14 protein-coding genes, 1 other RNA gene and 1 pseudogene are annotated in these 16,641 nt (G+C 47.5%); 6 read left to right on the top strand and 10 right to left on the bottom strand.

Annotation, left to right across the window (positions count from 1 at the left end):
* Positions 1-27: 27 nt before the first annotated feature.
* Positions 28-819, bottom strand: a complete 792-nt coding sequence (locus M0415_RS01065) for an SAM-dependent methyltransferase (protein ID WP_249555953.1) — start codon at positions 817-819, stop codon at positions 28-30.
* Positions 820-1,222: 403 nt separating this feature from the next.
* Between M0415_RS01065 and M0415_RS01060 the strand changes: the two genes are divergently transcribed.
* Positions 1,223-1,714, top strand: coding sequence for an outer membrane protein assembly factor BamE (locus tag M0415_RS01060; protein ID WP_249555954.1), 492 nt, complete (start codon positions 1,223-1,225; stop codon positions 1,712-1,714).
* Between the two features lie 75 nt (positions 1,715-1,789).
* Here M0415_RS01060 and M0415_RS01055 read toward each other — a convergent pair whose 3' ends face one another.
* Together M0415_RS01055 and M0415_RS01050 are read right to left on the bottom strand one after the other, a co-directional pair.
* A complete protein-coding gene (locus tag M0415_RS01055; RefSeq protein ID WP_011623525.1) occupies positions 1,790-2,125 on the bottom strand; it encodes an RnfH family protein in 336 nt (111 codons plus the stop codon).
* Positions 2,115-2,552 (bottom strand): type II toxin-antitoxin system RatA family toxin, encoded by a 438-nt coding sequence (locus M0415_RS01050; protein ID WP_011623526.1) that lies wholly within the window; start codon positions 2,550-2,552, stop codon positions 2,115-2,117. Before M0415_RS01050 ends, M0415_RS01055 begins: the two co-directional genes overlap by 11 nt.
* A 253-nt stretch (positions 2,553-2,805) precedes the next feature.
* Here M0415_RS01050 and smpB point away from each other — a divergent pair, with 253 nt between their 5' ends.
* Positions 2,806-3,297 (top strand): SsrA-binding protein SmpB, encoded by a 492-nt coding sequence (gene smpB / locus M0415_RS01045; protein ID WP_011623527.1) that lies wholly within the window; start codon positions 2,806-2,808, stop codon positions 3,295-3,297.
* A 73-nt stretch (positions 3,298-3,370) separates the two neighbouring features.
* Positions 3,371-3,725: a transfer-messenger RNA gene (ssrA, locus tag M0415_RS01040) on the top strand.
* Between the two features lie 537 nt (positions 3,726-4,262).
* On the opposite strand, the gene M0415_RS01035 is transcribed toward ssrA, so the two are convergent.
* The 6 genes from M0415_RS01035 to M0415_RS01010 all read right to left on the bottom strand — a co-directional run bounded on the left by M0415_RS01035 (position 4,263) and on the right by M0415_RS01010 (position 12,267).
* Positions 4,263-5,963 (bottom strand): toxin-antitoxin system YwqK family antitoxin, encoded by a 1,701-nt coding sequence (locus M0415_RS01035; RefSeq protein WP_249555955.1) that lies wholly within the window; start codon positions 5,961-5,963, stop codon positions 4,263-4,265.
* Between the two features lie 9 nt (positions 5,964-5,972).
* Positions 5,973-8,210: a hypothetical protein gene (locus tag M0415_RS01030; RefSeq protein WP_249555956.1), complete on the bottom strand. Its 2,238-nt coding sequence runs from the start codon at positions 8,208-8,210 to the stop codon at positions 5,973-5,975.
* 767 nt (positions 8,211-8,977) lie between these two features.
* A complete protein-coding gene (locus M0415_RS01025) occupies positions 8,978-9,277 on the bottom strand; it encodes a heavy-metal-associated domain-containing protein (protein WP_249555957.1) in 300 nt (99 codons plus the stop codon).
* The gene (locus tag M0415_RS01020) at positions 9,274-9,591 is read right to left on the bottom strand and encodes a hypothetical protein (protein WP_342190528.1); all 318 of its coding nucleotides are present in this window, start codon (positions 9,589-9,591) and stop codon (positions 9,274-9,276) included. Before M0415_RS01020 ends, M0415_RS01025 begins: the two co-directional genes overlap by 4 nt.
* Positions 9,592-9,607: 16 nt before the next feature.
* Positions 9,608-10,747 (bottom strand): transglutaminase domain-containing protein, encoded by a 1,140-nt coding sequence (locus tag M0415_RS01015; RefSeq protein WP_088210542.1) that lies wholly within the window; start codon positions 10,745-10,747, stop codon positions 9,608-9,610.
* A 248-nt stretch (positions 10,748-10,995) separates the two neighbouring features.
* Positions 10,996-12,267, bottom strand: coding sequence for an SLC5/6 family protein (locus tag M0415_RS01010; RefSeq protein ID WP_011717825.1), 1,272 nt, complete (start codon positions 12,265-12,267; stop codon positions 10,996-10,998).
* Positions 12,268-12,523: 256 nt separating this feature from the next.
* Between M0415_RS01010 and M0415_RS01005 the strand changes: the two genes are divergently transcribed.
* The 3 genes from M0415_RS01005 to M0415_RS00995 are packed head-to-tail and all read left to right on the top strand — an operon-like array spanning position 12,524 to position 14,924.
* Positions 12,524-12,907: a RidA family protein gene (locus M0415_RS01005; RefSeq protein ID WP_011717826.1), complete on the top strand. Its 384-nt coding sequence runs from the start codon at positions 12,524-12,526 to the stop codon at positions 12,905-12,907.
* A gap of 20 nt (positions 12,908-12,927) precedes the next feature.
* On the top strand, positions 12,928-14,202 hold the full coding sequence (locus M0415_RS01000) for an L-cysteine desulfidase family protein (protein ID WP_249555959.1): 1,275 nt from the start codon (positions 12,928-12,930) through the stop codon (positions 14,200-14,202).
* A 41-nt stretch (positions 14,203-14,243) separates the two neighbouring features.
* The gene (locus tag M0415_RS00995; protein WP_086903341.1) at positions 14,244-14,924 is read left to right on the top strand and encodes a helix-turn-helix transcriptional regulator; all 681 of its coding nucleotides are present in this window, start codon (positions 14,244-14,246) and stop codon (positions 14,922-14,924) included.
* A 77-nt stretch (positions 14,925-15,001) separates the two neighbouring features.
* Here M0415_RS00995 and M0415_RS00990 read toward each other — a convergent pair.
* Positions 15,002-16,600: pseudogene (locus tag M0415_RS00990) on the bottom strand (RCC1 domain-containing protein).
* Between the last annotated feature and the right edge of the window lie 41 nt (positions 16,601-16,641).

Genomic DNA, 16,641 nt, shown 5'->3' with positions numbered 1-16,641 from the left:
AATAATGACTCAATATCACACTTCAATTTAGCCCAAATCTTCGGGACTGATCCCTAACTTAGCCAAAATAGCATAGTTGTACTCTAGCTTTTTTGCTGGCGGAATTAACAACGTACTAATCGGTGTTAAGTGTGCTTGGGGTAAATTCGCTAAAGGTAAACGCTCGATACGCGGGGATTGGATTGGCAAATTGGCCGCTTCGTAGATGACCACCTCATGCTCGAGCGGGTACCATTGATTCAACTGCTCCACGAGGATCTGCAACCTGTCACTCGAGGTATGAAATTGGGTTAGGGTATGTTCGCCCGCAATCGCGATTTGCCAGAGTAATAAGTGAGTGGTGGGATCCGGCACATGGTTGAAAAACATAAACTGGCTGGCTTCAAAGCTTTGATGCCCGGAGTTGCCAGGGTCAATCCCTAAGTCGGCCCACAGGCAAGCTTCGGCCGAAATCCCCGGCTCCATCTTGGCTGAAAACCCTTCTGCCTTGGCGCGAGTTATAGCCATATGGGATACACAGGCAAACACACCCGGATGGCCATAGAGTGCACACACGGTTTTTTTACCCGCTCTCACCGCATCTAGAATGGCATTGACCATTTGCTCGTAGGTGTCTCGGCGATTTTTAACTTCACCATTTTGCGCATAAAACTGCTGCAAATTGATGACATTGGGGTTGAGCTTCGTCAACCAACGCTGCGAGAAACCGTCGGGTAAGAGTGAAAATACAATATCGGCATGTTCAATATAGCTGCGGCTTAATACGCTAATTTGCCCCGCGAGCTGCAATCCCGTACCCACACAGACGAGTGATCCCAATGGTCTCTCCTAAAAATGCACTACCGCAGGCTGATCCATGAACTCAAGCCATAACCTTGATAGCAACCGCTAAACCCTATGCTACTCCCTAAAGTCGCGAAAAAATGCTAACACCATCAAAGTAAAACACTTTCACAACTCTACCCATGTTTTCACAACATTGCTACATGACTATTTCGACTTTGCTTAACTTTACGGTTTTTCAGCGCAATTTACCGCGGGGCAGCTTATTTAAGCGCAATCATCAGCATAAAAATCTTCACTCATCGCGAACTAAAACGCGCCGCTTAGGTCGAAAACTCACACAATTGCAACGATAAGCGCCGCAACGCCCAATTACCCTTGTCATAAGGGGGAGTGCTTGGGTATGATGGCCGCCAGATTTTCAGAAGTAGCGCATACAATGATCAATAAAAAGCAAAGTCTTACCCTGCTGAGCGCCGTTGCGCTCTCAGTTTCGCTCAGTGCCTGTAGCGTGTTTGATTGGCTGATCTATAAGCCCGATATTCCGCAAGGCAACTACATGGAGCCGCAACAGGTTGAAAAGTTGCGTATCGACATGACCAAAGAGCAGGCCGAATACATTCTTGGTCGCCCAGTATTGCGTGACAGCTTTGCCGATGACACTTGGTATTATGTGTACCACTATAAGAGTGGCCGTGATGCGAGCATTACCCACAAAGAACTGATCCTGCACTTTACCGGTAACAAATTAAGCTTAGTGAAGGGCGACTATGAATTAAGCCCAGAGTTTAATACGCCGCTTGAGCAGAGTAAGTTACCTATGGCCAACACCGCTGAATCTGCGCCGCTCGTGCCAGCACAGCGCCCGGATGAAAAGCCATTAGTGAAAGAAAATCAAACCGAAGCGCAAGTTCAAAAGCCAATCAAGTAAGCACACTGGTTTAACACTTGCCTTAAACACAAAAAGCGCTCATGGCGCTTTTTGTTTGTTCGTGTTGCGGACAGATTAAGACACTCGCCCACCGGTCACTTTATTGGCACGACCTTCATCCTTGGCCTTATCAGCACGGCGACGGCGCACATCCTTAGGATCGGCGATCAGCGGGCGATAAATCTCCACACGCTGCCCCGGTAGAATCACTTGGTCATGCTTAACCACATTGCTAAACACCCCAAGCTTTACCGTTTCTAAATCAATCTCAGGGAAAAAACTTACCATATTGCTCTGACGCACTATGTCAATCGCGCTCGTGCCGGGCAATACGCTAACCGAAATCACCTTTTGCTGAGTCGGCAGTGCATAAATAACATCGACGACGAACTTATCTGCTTCATTTGTCACTGTAAATTACCTTAGCGCGGCTGGTAAATGCCGTCACCATTGACACCATAAGATCATTAAACACTTTACCAAAAGCCATATCGACCAATGAGCTGGAAAACTCGAAATTTAAGTCAAACTCCACCTTACAGGCATCTTCCGTCAACTCGGTAAAACGCCACTGGCCGAATAAGTGTTTAAAAGGCCCATTTTCAAGTCTTAACTCGATACTCTTTCCCGGCACCACCTGATTGCGCGTGGTGAAGGTCTTACGGATCCCCGCCTTACTCACATCGACCGAAGCCACCATGGTTTTACCATCAAACTCAAGCACTTTACCGCCAACACAACCGGGTAAAAACTCTTTGTACGACTCAACATCATTGACTAAATCATACATTTGCATCGCACTAAAACGAACTAACACACTTCGAGAAATTTGCGGCATAGGGCTTGGCACTCTCAATCTAAGTAAACACGCTGTCTCAAGCGAACTCCGCGCGCCCTACTCTCTAGGGAAGCTAACAAAATTGGTTTGGATTCTACCACGATACTTAAAAAACGCACCCCTCACATATCCCTATGATGACTAAGCAAAACCGCATAAAAAACCAGCAATGAATTGATGAGGGCTTGAAATAGCTCAAATAAACCCTTATATCCATTTCAAATTGATTCACCGTGCGTATAATGGCGCCACTATGGTAAAGAAAAACTCAAAAAAAGCCGCGCCTGCGACGATCGCACGCAATAAGCGCGCAACCTTCGAATACCGTTTCGAAGAAAAAATGGAAGCTGGCATTTCCCTCATGGGATGGGAAGTGAAGTCTATCCGCATGGGTAAAGTAAACCTATCGGACTGCTACGTCTTCTTAAAAAATGGCGAAGCCTTTATGCATGGCTGTACCATTATTCCGCTCAATACCGCATCGACCCATGTGGTGTGCGACCCGATTCGACTGAAGAAATTACTGTTAAGTCGTAAAGAGTTAGACAAATTAGCCGGTCTTGTTGAGCGTCAAGGCTACTCGATTATCCCTATCTCCATGTACTGGCGTAAAGGGGCTTGGGTCAAAGTAGAAATCGGCCTAGGTAAAGGTAAAAAAGACCACGACAAGCGTGAAGATACCAAAGCACGCGAGTGGGAAGTGGAAAAAGCCCGCGTAATGAAAAAGGAAAAAACGCGCGGATAATGAACAAACGATTGAACTTGCAGCAAATGATACTAGGTTATCGCCACGCTACGAGTTACAATCAACTTTCTTGGGGGGCGATTCTGGATTCGACAGGATTCACGAAACCCTGGGAGCATGCCGAGGGGCGGTTGGCCTCGTTAAAAGCCGCAAAGTTATAGTTGCAAACGACGATAACTACGCTCTAGCCGCTTAATGCCGCTAGCCATCTACCACACGTTTCGCACATGGGCAGTGGATTTGATGGTCATCTCACATCGTGCTAGCGAGGGAACCCTGTCCGGGGGTGAACCGCGAAACAGTACCGGACTCACCGTGTGGGATCCTGTCTTTCGGAGTTCAAACGGTTAAACAATAGAAAGACTAAGCATGTAGCGCCTTGGATGTAGGTTTTCTGGACGCGGGTTCAAGTCCCGCCGCCTCCACCAAATAAAACAAGGACTTAGCAGAAATGCTAAGTCCTTTTTCTTTTCAGTGTCCACCGATTGCCCACACAGATTTACCAATGTCCACAATTGCTGTTGCCAATTGCTTAAAATCTACGAACAGCGCAACAACGAAATCATTTCAGATCTTTGCTCCTTTAACTCCCCCTAGGAATGACGCTGGTTGCGCCTACGAACTGCAATAAACCAAAACTGAAAAAAATTTAAGATACAAACCGTGCAGAAGGGGGAGCAAGAGTGCGGATTTCGTGGCTTAGTTTCTCTATTGCGCTGGTCTACGTACCTTACTGTGGTTGAGCAGTGTTTTGTCTGTGTGGTTTTTATGGACGCAGGTTCAGTTCCTCACTGCGAATTAAACCCGAGCTGATTTAGATGTGGTCACATAGCCGCACATGGGACTACTCAAGAGAGAATTTCGATTGGAAAGCGGTTTGGGCAGAAAGAGTGTAGCTCAAATCCAAACTGACCGCGGCCCACAAAAATGGGCTCGGCCAGTTTAGAGCTGAGCGAGTACCTACATTATTGGCCCACATCGACACCATTTTGATAATGGTATTCGGATGAGGCTTCGCCGTTGAAGTAGTAAACCAACTTGCCGTGTAACTGGTTATCGACATACTCTTCGCTTCGTTGCAGGCTGCCGTCTTCATTGAAGCTGTAGCTTTTCCCTTGTAAAAGGCCCTTGTTATCGTATTGCATCGTGCCTAATAAGTGGCCGTTAGCGGACATGGCTCGCCACGGTCCCACTTCATGCCCCGCTTGGTACTGGCCGTGCCATAACTTCACCTCGCTGTAACTGCTCTCGTCTTGCACTAACCATTTACCTTCACGCTGGCCGTTAACATACTGACCTTGGGCTTGCAGTTGTTTATCGAAGCCTCGCTGTACAAAAGCGCCATGCAACTTATCGTTTTTATAAAACGCTCGATACATTACCGTGCCGTCGGCGGCGATATCGCTCTGCTCGCCGTTGAGCTGCCCTTGTGAATTAAACTGTTCGATACGCGTCGAATCGGGATTTTGGCTTACCCACTTTCCGACCTTTAGATCCGATTGATATTGCCCAGTGACAAAACTGCCATTTTCAGCGTTATCTTCACGATATGCGCCGTGCATTTTGCCTTTACTGTAATTTACCCGCCTGACAGAGCCATTCCAGCCTGCGTCAACATATACCCCTTCGTAGCTCCCCTTAACTCGCTCTTCTCGTTCAAGCAGCGAGCCTGCGGCATCAAAGCGCTGACGCAGACTCCAATCTTTTACGGTATCGCGCTGATATTGATAGGTTAACTTTCCACTCTCATCGAAGCGCTGCTCGTTGGTAATATGACCTTTAGCAAGATATTGGGTGTCAAGTTGGGAGGTTACATGGCCCGCACTCGCATAGGTCATATCCTGAATTTCACGGCCATGAGTATCGTATTTCTGCTGCTGCGTTAATCGCCCTTGCTGATCAAAACGTTGCTGGATACCCACCTGCTTATCATGCTGATAATGTTTAATCTCTCGAGGTACATCAGCGGCATGATAAACCAACACTTCACCGTGTAATTTCCCCTTAAGATAAAACTCCTTAGTGAATAACCAGCCTTCTTTTGTCCAATATAGTCGCTCGCCTTCTCTTTTCCCCGCCACCATATTTACGGTTTGCTCCGGCTGACCATTGCTATGGAAGCTTTCATATAAGCCTTCCATCCCCTTAGCGCCATAGGTTACCCGTGTTTGTAGCTGGCCATTGTCGAAATAACTTTGCGCTAATCCGGACTCCACACCATTCGCATAATGTTGAAGGTCGCGTAATTGACCATTGGTGTGATAACGTTTTTGCTCACCATGGAGCCTGCCATTCAGATATTGATACTCACCCGAGCGTGTTCCATCTTCCCAGTAATACAGATGCGTTCCCTGATAACGCCCTTGTGCATCGCTACGTCCCTTGCGAGAGAGTTGACCATTAGGGTGATAAAATTCGAAATCACCGACAATAGCACTCTCCGCTAAATTGGGGCCGTTAACTGTCCCTTTAAAAACGGGTTTATCTGTCCCTACATAAAAAAGCGCTACTGGCCACACGCCCTCTTGCTCAGTCGCTAGCTGTTTCTGGTAATAAATCGCTTCACCTGGCACCTCGCTAGGCTGCCATTGTTCGTCGAGTAAGATGCGATCAGCCAACACATTACACGACAGAAATAGGGCAGATAATAGTAATAAGGCTCTCATATCAGTTCCTTAAGGCAAGGCTGGGAATGTAGTAACCCACTGTTTATTAATGGGCTCGCCACTAACCTTCAGGTATTCAATCGCCTGCACTCGCCCTTGCAGCTCAAACCAACGGTCTTGATGAAGCACTTGCTGTAACGGCCGTTGATAAAAATCGTCGCGATCCTCAGGCATAAAAGGCGCGAGTGGAATGTTCTGCGCATTTAAAAAACGATAACGGCGCATCACCTCGCCCACGGTTTGCGTGGTATCGAGTTCAGGTAATTGAGTGGTATCAATCAGCCAACCTTGCTTAGGTTGATACGCAATAGCTTGCCATTCGGGTGTACCGCTACAACTCAAGGCACTGCTGACTTTAATATCGTAAAAATTACGACGGATCCCATCGGCACTGGTGAGTTGATATAGGACAGTCTTCTCAAGATGTTCCGCCATACTGTTTTCGGATTTGATCTGCGTCCATTGCAAGCTGTGGCCGTCAACTTGGGGCGCATCCACCACAGTTAGCGAGCACACGGCGGCTTGCTCGGCGCTTAACTGTAGGCTTACGCCATATTTAGCCACCATTTGGGGTTCGAGCAAGGCGGGATCCGTAGCTAATGCCTCTTGCGGCGCTTCATTGTAGCGCGCATACATATCATCACGGTAAAGCGTGCGCTGATCCACTGGGGGATAAGCGAGGTTCTTCATGTAATCCATCATCGGAATAAAACGAACATTTTTAGTCAGCTCGCTACTCTCATCCGGCGTATTCACATAGATGGTTAGCGCCTGTGGCTCGGCCGGAAAACTAAAGAAGGTGGTGGGTTCAAATTGCATCGAGGCAGCTAACCCCAACATATTCCGTTCGGCTGAGGTTAACCAAGCAGGCCCTTCTACCGACGGCGATTGGTACTTCATCATGGCACCTTCGGCACCGTCAAATCGACCCGCTAACCAAGATTTATGGGTTGGATCGCGTGATGTCAGCACATACGAAAAAGGCTTATCGGGGATGGGGGCAAATTCCAGCTGTAAATCTTTATACTGCAAAGACACCGTTTTGTTTGGATCGGGTGTTAATGCCAGTTTAACCAGCTTAGCGCCCTGATAGTGGGCCTTAGCACGAAACTCAGTCACTTGGGAAAACAGCTCGGAGGGTTCATTCCAACCGACGAGTAAATGTTGCTCTACGGATTTATAAAAACCATCCTTTTCAGCGAAATTAAAGCGATAAATTTTACTGAGTTGTAGCGGTAAAACGCTGCCATCGGCACTGTGCGCCGTAATATCGGTTAAACGAAACTCTCCTGATGCTTTTAAACCTGAAAAATCATGCTGATAGGTAAGGCTGAGTTGGTCATCAATAAGGTCAAAGTAACCCGCATCGTAGGCAAAAACCGCCTCTTGGCTTAAGGGTTTATTGGCCTCTTCAAGTGATAATTCGGGCTGTTTTTCATATTCACCCGGTGGAAAATCGTAATCAAAAGCCACTCGCTGCGACAGGTCGCCCAGCTCACGCTCCTTAGGCACCATAATCACATTGCTGCGCATCGTTCCCTTAAAGCCGTAACGCTCAAAGGGCACCTCTGCCACTAGCCCCATCTGCATTAGCCATCCTCTGTCACGCTCGAGCATCAGTTGGCCATATATTTTGGCTTGCTCACCTTCGCTTTCCACCTGAGCCAGAACATGGGTGTCAGTGACCTTTAACACGGTAAGCTTTGAATTAGCATGGCCTTGATAGGCCGGAAGCATCACCACAGCCCCCACTTCAGCGGGTATCGCATTAATAAAAACCGATGAGCTAAAGAGCTTTTTAAGTTCCTGCTCGAGCTCAAGGCCGCGCTCTGCGAGCATGGCTTGCCAGGCGGGTTTATTTAATGCGCTAAATTCTTTAACGCTGCCATCGTCTAAATTTAATGAAAATTCAAAGCCCTGAGAGAAAATGGCATGCATTTCGGGATTTCGCTCAACCCGTTCGCCGCTGCTCACGCCACTCCCTTGGCCATCTTGCATTTTCATATAATCGACATGCACTTCGAAGCGGCTATTTTTACCTGCCTCGAGCACCTTATAACGCAGTAATTGATGGGATGTGGTGTCCACCGTTTCATTACGACCACCTGCCTCGACCGAGATGCGGGCAGTGCTATAGACTTGATACGCGCGCTCATCGCCTTTTTGTGGCTTAAACTCCACATCGGCATCGCCAAATGAGCAGGCTGATAAGAGAAAACATGTAACTACGCTAACCAAATACTTCATGGTTATTCCCTGTAACTGAATATTAAAACGCCGCATTATGCCTGTTAATCCAACATAAATACATTTTTGAGGCGATTTTATCGGGATCTCTATTTGAGCTAAGCATATTATTGATGGAAAATGAGCGCGATTTCGAATTAAATTTTCGCTGTTCTGCGGTAGGAATTCGACGGTAAAAATAGCTCTTCGAAGTATCCCAAAATAGGATTACAACGGCTTAAAATGGATAACATTCGATGACGACTGTAACGACTAACTCACCTCAATAAAGTAACTCAGATGTTAACAAAATAATAATCACATATATTCATTAATAGTACTAAGAATACCCATTACAAGCTCAAATCGCAGTTATCCATCTGAAAATTAAATACTTAAAATCATAGCGATACCTTTAAGCACAAATATTCATCTTGTAAGCATGCCATTAGATTCTTTCCTTATTCAAACGCGTTAACACAAAGGTATCGATAAGATTCAGGCCCTCATAATTAATTACTGGTTTTATTTGTGCCAATAATAGAGCAAGGTCTACATCGCATATTACTGCTGGCAGTGAAATTACCAGTATGGCGACCTAGAGACTTTATTCAGTCAAAAGTAGTAATTTGGTCAGCATTAACCATGGCAGAGTGAGTGAATGAAAAACTCAATATTAATATTGTTCTGCTTAATAGAATCCAGCACCTAAGAGTCGCAAACAAAAAAGCACAACCCAATTAGGTTGTGCTTTTTTGATTAAATACCGAAATTGTACTTAATCAATATCAGCTCTGCTTTTCGACCTTATTGATAGTGCCTTTATAGCCAGTGGCGTCGACGGCGGTAATCAACTTATCGAGGTTAAAATCATCGGCGACTGTGACCACGGCCTGCTCGGTTTTCAAGTTTGCCTTGGCTTTGATCACTCCATCGGTTTTGCGCAGCGCCTGATTGACGACAGTGACGCACAGTGGACAGGTCATGCCTTTCACATCGAGTGTTACCTGCACGTTATCCGCCCAAGTGAATGGCGCAAACCCCAGCGATACTATGAGTATGAGAGTAGTGCGTAATAGTGGCTTCATTCGAACACCTCAAGTAGCCAAGGTAAAACAAAGGGATACAGTTGGAACGCCAGCACAATAGGCACGGTCAGCCAATAGGCGAATAGCATTTGTCCTCGGCTAAATGTACCAGTGCAAAGCGGCTTTTTCGCAAAGTACAAGCGCCAAAAGCCCAGCAAAATCAACCCTGTTGATAGAAGTAACATGGGCACTTGCAACCAAACTAAGCTCGATAACCCCGACAGCCCCGCCGCAGACACGCCAAACACTAAATAAATTAAGGGCGCAATGCAGCAAAGGCTAGAGGCAACCGCCGCAACAACGGCAGCGGCCATGGTGGCAAGCAGCGGTTTAGCGCTGCTCGCTTGACTTGTAGTCATAGGCAAAGACTTTTGGCTCATAGTAATTCACAGGATCGCCGTCCACTTCGGCATAGGGATAACCAAAATTGTTCAGTGGAGTCTGCTCTGCCACGGGGAATAAGTCAAAGTCGCGGCCATAGTTAAAGCCAACCCAATTCATTTCCCAGTTACCAAATAGGTAATCATTCACCGCTTGTACCGCAGGATCGCTATGTTCCTTCTTCTCGGTGAGGCGCATTTTAGTGACATCCGCAGGATCGGCAGGTAACCAACCATAACCCGCAAGATAGAACATGGCACGGCAGTGTTGACCACCCGTCACATCGGCAAAGCCCTTATCATCGGCGCTGCCAAAGGCCTTTTTGGAATAATGGCCCATCTTGATGGCTTGCCCTAGACGAATACCAAACATTTCACGGGCAGGCACACCCACAGCGCGCATCAGCGCCACAAATACTGAGTTGATATCGGTACACTTACCGCCGAGTTTGCCACTTTCAAGAATGGCGGCCACATCGCCACTGCCACAACCGATAACATCGTTATCGCGGTACATGTTGGCGCTCACCCAGTTGTAAATCAACTGTGCTTGCTTGAGCGGCTCGGTTTCTTTACCCACGATCTTATCCGCGGTTTGCTTCACGATACCATCCACAGGCATATGCTTGGTTGGTTTAAGGTAAATGGCGACATCGGCGGGATACTCAGGTTTAGCTGGCGCGCGGTAATGGCTTAACTCGCCACTTTTAACAGGTTCCCAATCTTGGGTTTCAATCACTAATTCTAGTGTTAGGGTCATCTTGCCCTTGGCATCGGGCCAAGTGGCAAACAGGGTTTTAGCGCCATAGTGGTTATTGGCACTGATATAGGCGTCTTGATAAGTCCCGCTAAAGTTAAGTTTTTCAACCTGCTGGAAAGCTGTGTTTTCAGGAAGTGGCACCCATAACTTCACCACGCCCGCAGAGCCTTCTGGCGCGACGAGCTGATAGGTATTGGTTAAGGTAAATCGGCGACGACCACAGGTTTTATCGGTCATCGCATGGGTTTGCGTCGACGCCGCTAACACTGGCATCACGGTTCCCGCCGCCGACAGAATGGCTGCCCCCTTCAAAAAATCACGTCTTTGCATTAGGCATTCCTTAGTTTGATAAGCATTAGAAAAAAAGAGACCACTAAAGTAGTTGCCAAGGATTATAGAAAGTTATCGATCCGGCACAATCACCAAATTTCATCCAGCGCGAACAGCATGACAAAAACCACTACTAGCGCACAATCAGCCTAGTAAATAGCGGGGAAATTAAGACAATTTGTCTCAATAGAAGCCAAAAAAACAGGTACAGCACGACTGCTATACCTGTTTGTAAAGGAGGTAAAGCATTAACTAAAGGCAAGCAGAGGCGAAATACATAGCAATAAGCCAGTGACGATAATGATATACAGCGACACCCCTTTATATTTATGCAGCGCAGGCACTTGATAGACCAAATAGGCAGGGATCAAACAACCCACTAAACCGAAGATAGGACTGCATATAGAGGTAAAACTCAGCACAGGGGCATTTAATACAATCGCACCCCAGGACAGCAAAATGGTAAAGATCATGATGCCGTAACCCACTAACGACTTATTGATCCGCTCCTCGGGCATCACTCGGCGCAGCATATTCATGGTCAATCCCTGACACGCCTCCCTAAACCCTAAATACACACCAAAATACGCCGTCATCACCGCAAAGATATTTAAGGTCAGACTAAGCAGCTTTAAGGTTTGCCCAGGCATCCCCTGGGCCACCATGGCTAAGGCGGAGATATTTTCATGGGAGGCGCGCACCGCCTGCTCATGCCCCATGGCAAGGGTAAAAGACACAGCGTAGAAAAACACCACCACAAACAGCACCCCAAAGGCAATGTTCATCGCGCGCATCGCCTTAAAGCGGGCAACAGCAAGGGATTTCTCCCGCGAACGATAGGAAATCACCATAGGGCTTAAACTTTGGATAAATAGAATCGATGTCAGCGTAAAGGGCAACATCACAATCGCATCCTTTAGCCAATCGCCCGTGCTGGGTACGCTACCGATATTATTGATATCCCACTTATCGACCATCATCAGCCCGAGTACCGCCACCACCCCAAGCTTAGTGAGCACCATAAAGGTGGAGATCTTAAATAATAGGTTTTCACCACGGGAGGCCAATGCGACTAAACCGCAGATCAGCGCTAGGCCATAGAAGGGATTTTCAGACAACAATGAAGTAGTCGCGCCAAAGCTTTGTAAAAAGGAGGCACTATCATTGGTGATGGCCGTGGAATACACAAACACCCAAATCACCAACATAATGAAGTACAAGCCGCCGAGTAAGATGCCCCAGTTTTTGCCCAGATACCCCGAAATCACACTCGGGTAATCCTTACATTCGGGCGACTCGGCCAAAGTATTGATAAATAAACGTTGAAACAAATACATGGCGGGATAACCAATCACGCTGGAGAGCAAGAATACCCACAAGCCCATCAAGCCCACCTGCACTGGCAAAAATACGATCCCGGCGCCAATCGCCATGCCAATACTCATAATGATCCAGCCCCAATCCGTACTGTCGAAGCGGGTATCCTCTTTCCATTGTGCCGCCGTTAGCCTTGCATCCATATCTCATCCTAACCGAGTTGATGTTATTTTTTTGCAAATATATTTGAACAAAACAAACTCAACAAACAAAATACTCAACTTTTGTTGAACAAAGTGCCGTCGCTCACAATTCGGTCCAAAACCCGCTGAAAGACGCATAAACTCGTCTTTACGGCATGAAACATTAAAAAATAATTGCAACCAAACCAAAATATGCAAATAATATTGCACATAGAAATTCGACAGCATTCAATTTTATTTGCAGATTGGAGAGATAATGAAAAGCATCATTCATGCAGAACGTGCCCCAGCCGCGATTGGCCCTTATTCCCACGGCACGAGTTATGGCAACCTGATTTTTACCTCTGGACAACTGCCTGTATGTAAAGAGAAAGGTGGCGTTGTCGAGGGTGGGATCAGCGAACAATCTGTGCAATGCCTTGAGAATCTGAAATATGTGATTGAAGCCGGTGGTGGCAGCCTTGAAACCGTGCTTAAAACCACCTGTTACTTGAGTGAGATCAGTGACTTTGCCGCCTTTAATGAAGTCTATAAAACTTATTTCAAAACCGACTGCCCTGCCCGCAGCTGTTTTGCGGTAAAAGATCTTCCACTGGGTGTCAAAGTGGAAGTCGAAGCCATCGCCCACGTTCACGCATAAATTGGTAAGGTTGTAGCCCGATGAAACCTTTATGGCAGCAATACATTCAGATTATTAACCAAGTGGTTAAACCCGCCTTAGGCTGTACCGAGCCGATTGCCGCGGCCTATGCGGCGGCCGTGGCCCGTACCTTATTGCCGGTAGAACCCGAGTCAATTGCGGTGCAAGTTTCTGATAACTTGTATAAAAACTCGATGGGCGTATATGTGCCCGGCACGGGTAAAATCGGCCTCGCTATCGCCGCAGCCGCTGGCGCGCTTGCAGGCAATGCCGATGCGGGATTAGAAGTCTTAGCCAACGTGACGCCTGAACAAGTGACACAGGCGCAAACCCTTATCGATGAGGGTAAAGTGAAGGTAGAGCGTACCGAGACCGACGAATTTATCTATTGCTGCGTCAGCTTAACCGCCGGCGAGCAAGAGGCCATGGTGAAAATCTGTGGCGGCCATACCTTGATTGCCGAGAAGCGCTTAAATGGTGAGTTAGTATTTACCGCCGATAGCGCCCAAGCCAAGGCCACAGGCTCAATCTGCGACGGCGTCGATATCAATATTGAATCGATTTACCGCTTTGCCCAAGAAGTGCCCTTCGAAGAAATCCAATTTATTCTTAAAGCCTCGGAATTAAACAGTAAATTATCCGATGAAGGCATGTCTAAACCCTATGGCTTGGAAGTCGGCCGCACCATGAAAAACGGCATTGCTGCGGGGATCATCGGTGAGGACTTACTCAATAAGATTGTGATGCTCACCGCGGCGGCTTCGGATGCGCGCATGGGCGGTGCCAATCTGCCCGCCATGAGCAATTTAGGCAGTGGTAACCAAGGAATTGCAGCGACGATTCCAGTAGTGATCACCGCCCAGTGTTATAAAGTCAGCGAAGAGAAACTGGCTCGCGCGCTGATCATGAGCCACCTCGGGGCGATTTATATCAAGTCCCACTATCCGCCGTTATCGGCATTCTGTGGCAATACGGTCACCAGCGCCGCAGCCTCTATGGCCATGGTGTATTTAGCGGGCGGCAGTTTCGAGCAATCTTGCTTTGCGATTCAAAACGTCATCAGCGACAGCTCGGGCATGGTTTGTGATGGTGCCAAAGCCTCCTGCGCCATGAAGGTCAGTACCTCATCGAGTGCGGCGGTGCGCTCCTTCTTAATGGCGCTCAACAGCCAAAACGTTTCAGGCCAAGGCATCATCGCCAAAGATGTTGAGAAAACCATTAAGAACATAGGCAAGATGGTACTCAATGGCATGTCATCTACGGATGTCACTATCATTAACATCATGTCTGAATAAGATGGTTATTCCTGAGAAGCAGCTGAAAAGGTAAGAATATTGTGAAATTGCAAGACTTAACCCAAAGCGATCTGGATATACTCAAGTCCATCGAAAATATCGTCGATGGGATTGCCGCCATGTATGGCCAACATACAGAAGTCGTGCTGCACAGCTTAGATGCTAAGCACCCTTCGGTGATCAAAATTGCCAATGGTCATGTCACTGGCCGTGAGGTCGGTGCGCCCATCACGAACCTAGCCTTGCTTAAGCTCAAAACGGGTCAGGATATATCCAACTCTTACCTTACCAAGTGTGCCAACGGTAAGACCTTACGTTCGATAACCACAGTGATCCGTAATCCTAAAAACCTGCCAATTGGGTTGCTGTGTATCAATACCGATATGGATGCGCCGCTGCAATCTGTGCTGCGCACTATGATGCCAGAGCAGCTCCTCGGCAGCGAATTGACCAGTTCGCCCGAGGTGTTTGCGCGCAATATTGATGAGGCGCTGCACAGCACTATCGATAGTGTTAACCACGAGGTGCGTGCCAATCCTGCGATTTCCCCTTCACAAAAGAGTCGCGAAATTGTCAATCAACTCCATGAGTTAGGGATTTTCGAACTCAAGGATAGCGCCCAAGTGGCCGCCACGCGATTGGGGATTTCAGTGCATTCCATTTACCGCTATTTGCGTGAAATTAAAGCCAATCAGGCGGAAAGCGAGAAAAGCCTCGCTTAAAAACAAAGGGCTAAGATGTTCATCTTAGCCCTTTGTTTTTATCAGCTTGCTAGCGTCAAATGGGATTGCTCATTGGCTTAGAGCACATTGCTCGTTCTACCTGTTACATCCCAAGCCTGTACCGTGCCATCGTCCATTAGGGCAATTACATCCAGTAAATTACTGCGAATATCCCGCATGTGGCTCAAATCAACGGCTTGCTTATCTAGCGTCACTGCTGGCTCTTCCCGCATCCATACTGCAATCGAGCCATCTTGGCGTTTAACCGTAAAGCCTAACCCCGTAGGGAAAATATCCGTTGCTTGAGTAATGTCAGTTTTGGGACCAGAGTGGCCATCAACCACAGTGCCATCTTGCTTTAAAAAGGCAAACTCTCGTTCATAGGTCACCACTTTGCTCACCTGAGTGACCTCTTGATAACGCGGCTGGTTTTCTGCCAATTCCCATCCTTCCCAAGCGATAGCCGTATTATCCCTACGTAACGCGACAAATCCTTCATCAAAGGGATAAACCTTAAGCACGCTTTGTAATTTATCTTTAAGGACTGTCGTATCAGCACCATCATATTTACTGCCCCAAACGATAAGTTGACGGCTGATGGTTAAGGCGGCAAACGCATCATTATTGGCAAAAATATCAATCACTTTATTGGCGCGATTTGGGCGAGATAAACGAGCAGGGAATGGCACATCATACTCAGTTAACTCCCCTTCCCCCCACGCATAAACACTACCGTCAGCCAGCAGCGCTGCAAAACCATTTTTGGAAGCAACAACTTTCACGGCAGGCGCAAGCTGGTTAAGCTTTGCCACTTGCTCACGACCTTTTTGCTCCGCTCTGACCTTACCCCACGACACCAATCTGCCCGTCGCTGTCATAGCGGTAAAAGCATTATCGTTAGCATAGAGGAGTTTCACATTGTTAAGCGCTGAGGCGACTTCGCGACTATCGCCACCGTAATCCGCCTGCCCCCATGTCACTACTGTCTCATCCCGTTTTAAGGCGGCAAAAGCGCCATGGTTAACAGACACAGACACGACGCCCGTCATCGCAGGCGCGGCGTATTGACCAGAGCCTAGCTCGGCAGTTGATGCATCTTCAAAAGACCAACTGACGACACTTCCATCTTGCTTAATGGCAGCATAGAGCCCCTTAGCCACAACAAATTCGCGCACATCATGCAATACAGGTCTCACTCCTCGAGTCCAAGGCATAGTTTCATCCCCCATTCCCCAAGGGATCAGTTTGTGGTCATGGGTTAATGCTGCAAAGCCGCAGGTATCCTCTGCCGCATACAGTTGTTTTACATTAAGTAGAGGCTCGGCGGCGTTATTGCTATCGCCACCACACTCGCCATCCCCCCATGTGACGACAGTGCCGTCTCGTTTGAGCGCCGCAAATGCATTGAGATTGCTGTAGATTTGACTCACATCGGCTAATTCTGCAGGCATAGGGATTTTGGGCGAAGTCTCAGCAATCTCAGGGGTGTTTGGCTCATGAATCAAGACATTATTCGCTGAAGCGGGTGTTCTGTGAGCCTGAATAGTGTCAGAAATTTGCTACTTTAACTCTGGGGATATTTCAGAATCTTGTTTATCTATGATTAAGTTAACCACATGACCTAAGGCAAAAATGGCTAGCGCCACGCCAACCCAGGGGACCTGTTTTTTTTCCACAACTATATCCTTATCGTAACTGCAAACTCTCACTGAGTTTA

The organism is Shewanella sp. 10B, assembly GCF_023475885.1.
In the GTDB taxonomy this organism is placed as follows: Bacteria; Pseudomonadota; Gammaproteobacteria; order Enterobacterales; family Shewanellaceae; genus Shewanella; species Shewanella mangrovisoli.
The sequence above is the reverse complement of the archived record's forward strand: the minus strand, read 5'-3'. Positions and strand labels throughout refer to the sequence as shown.

Bases quoted from the DNA above. Each gene is read 5' to 3' on its own strand.
- M0415_RS01060 (WP_249555954.1), top strand. From the start codon at position 1,223: ATGATCAATAAAAAGCAAAGTCTTACCCTGCTGAGCGCCGTTGCGCTC.
- M0415_RS01050 (WP_011623526.1), bottom strand. From the start codon at position 2,552: ATGCCGCAAATTTCTCGAAGTGTGTTAGTTCGTTTTAGTGCGATGCAA.
- smpB (WP_011623527.1), top strand. From the start codon at position 2,806: ATGGTAAAGAAAAACTCAAAAAAAGCCGCGCCTGCGACGATCGCACGC.
- M0415_RS01035 (WP_249555955.1), bottom strand. From the start codon at position 5,963: ATGAGAGCCTTATTACTATTATCTGCCCTATTTCTGTCGTGTAATGTG.
- M0415_RS01030 (WP_249555956.1), bottom strand. From the start codon at position 8,210: ATGAAGTATTTGGTTAGCGTAGTTACATGTTTTCTCTTATCAGCCTGC.
- M0415_RS01025 (WP_249555957.1), bottom strand. From the start codon at position 9,277: ATGAAGCCACTATTACGCACTACTCTCATACTCATAGTATCGCTGGGG.
- M0415_RS01020 (WP_342190528.1), bottom strand. From the start codon at position 9,591: ATGGCCGCTGCCGTTGTTGCGGCGGTTGCCTCTAGCCTTTGCTGCATT.
- M0415_RS01015 (WP_088210542.1), bottom strand. From the start codon at position 10,747: ATGCAAAGACGTGATTTTTTGAAGGGGGCAGCCATTCTGTCGGCGGCG.
- M0415_RS01010 (WP_011717825.1), bottom strand. From the start codon at position 12,267: ATGGATGCAAGGCTAACGGCGGCACAATGGAAAGAGGATACCCGCTTC.
- M0415_RS01005 (WP_011717826.1), top strand. From the start codon at position 12,524: ATGAAAAGCATCATTCATGCAGAACGTGCCCCAGCCGCGATTGGCCCT.
- M0415_RS01000 (WP_249555959.1), top strand. From the start codon at position 12,928: ATGAAACCTTTATGGCAGCAATACATTCAGATTATTAACCAAGTGGTT.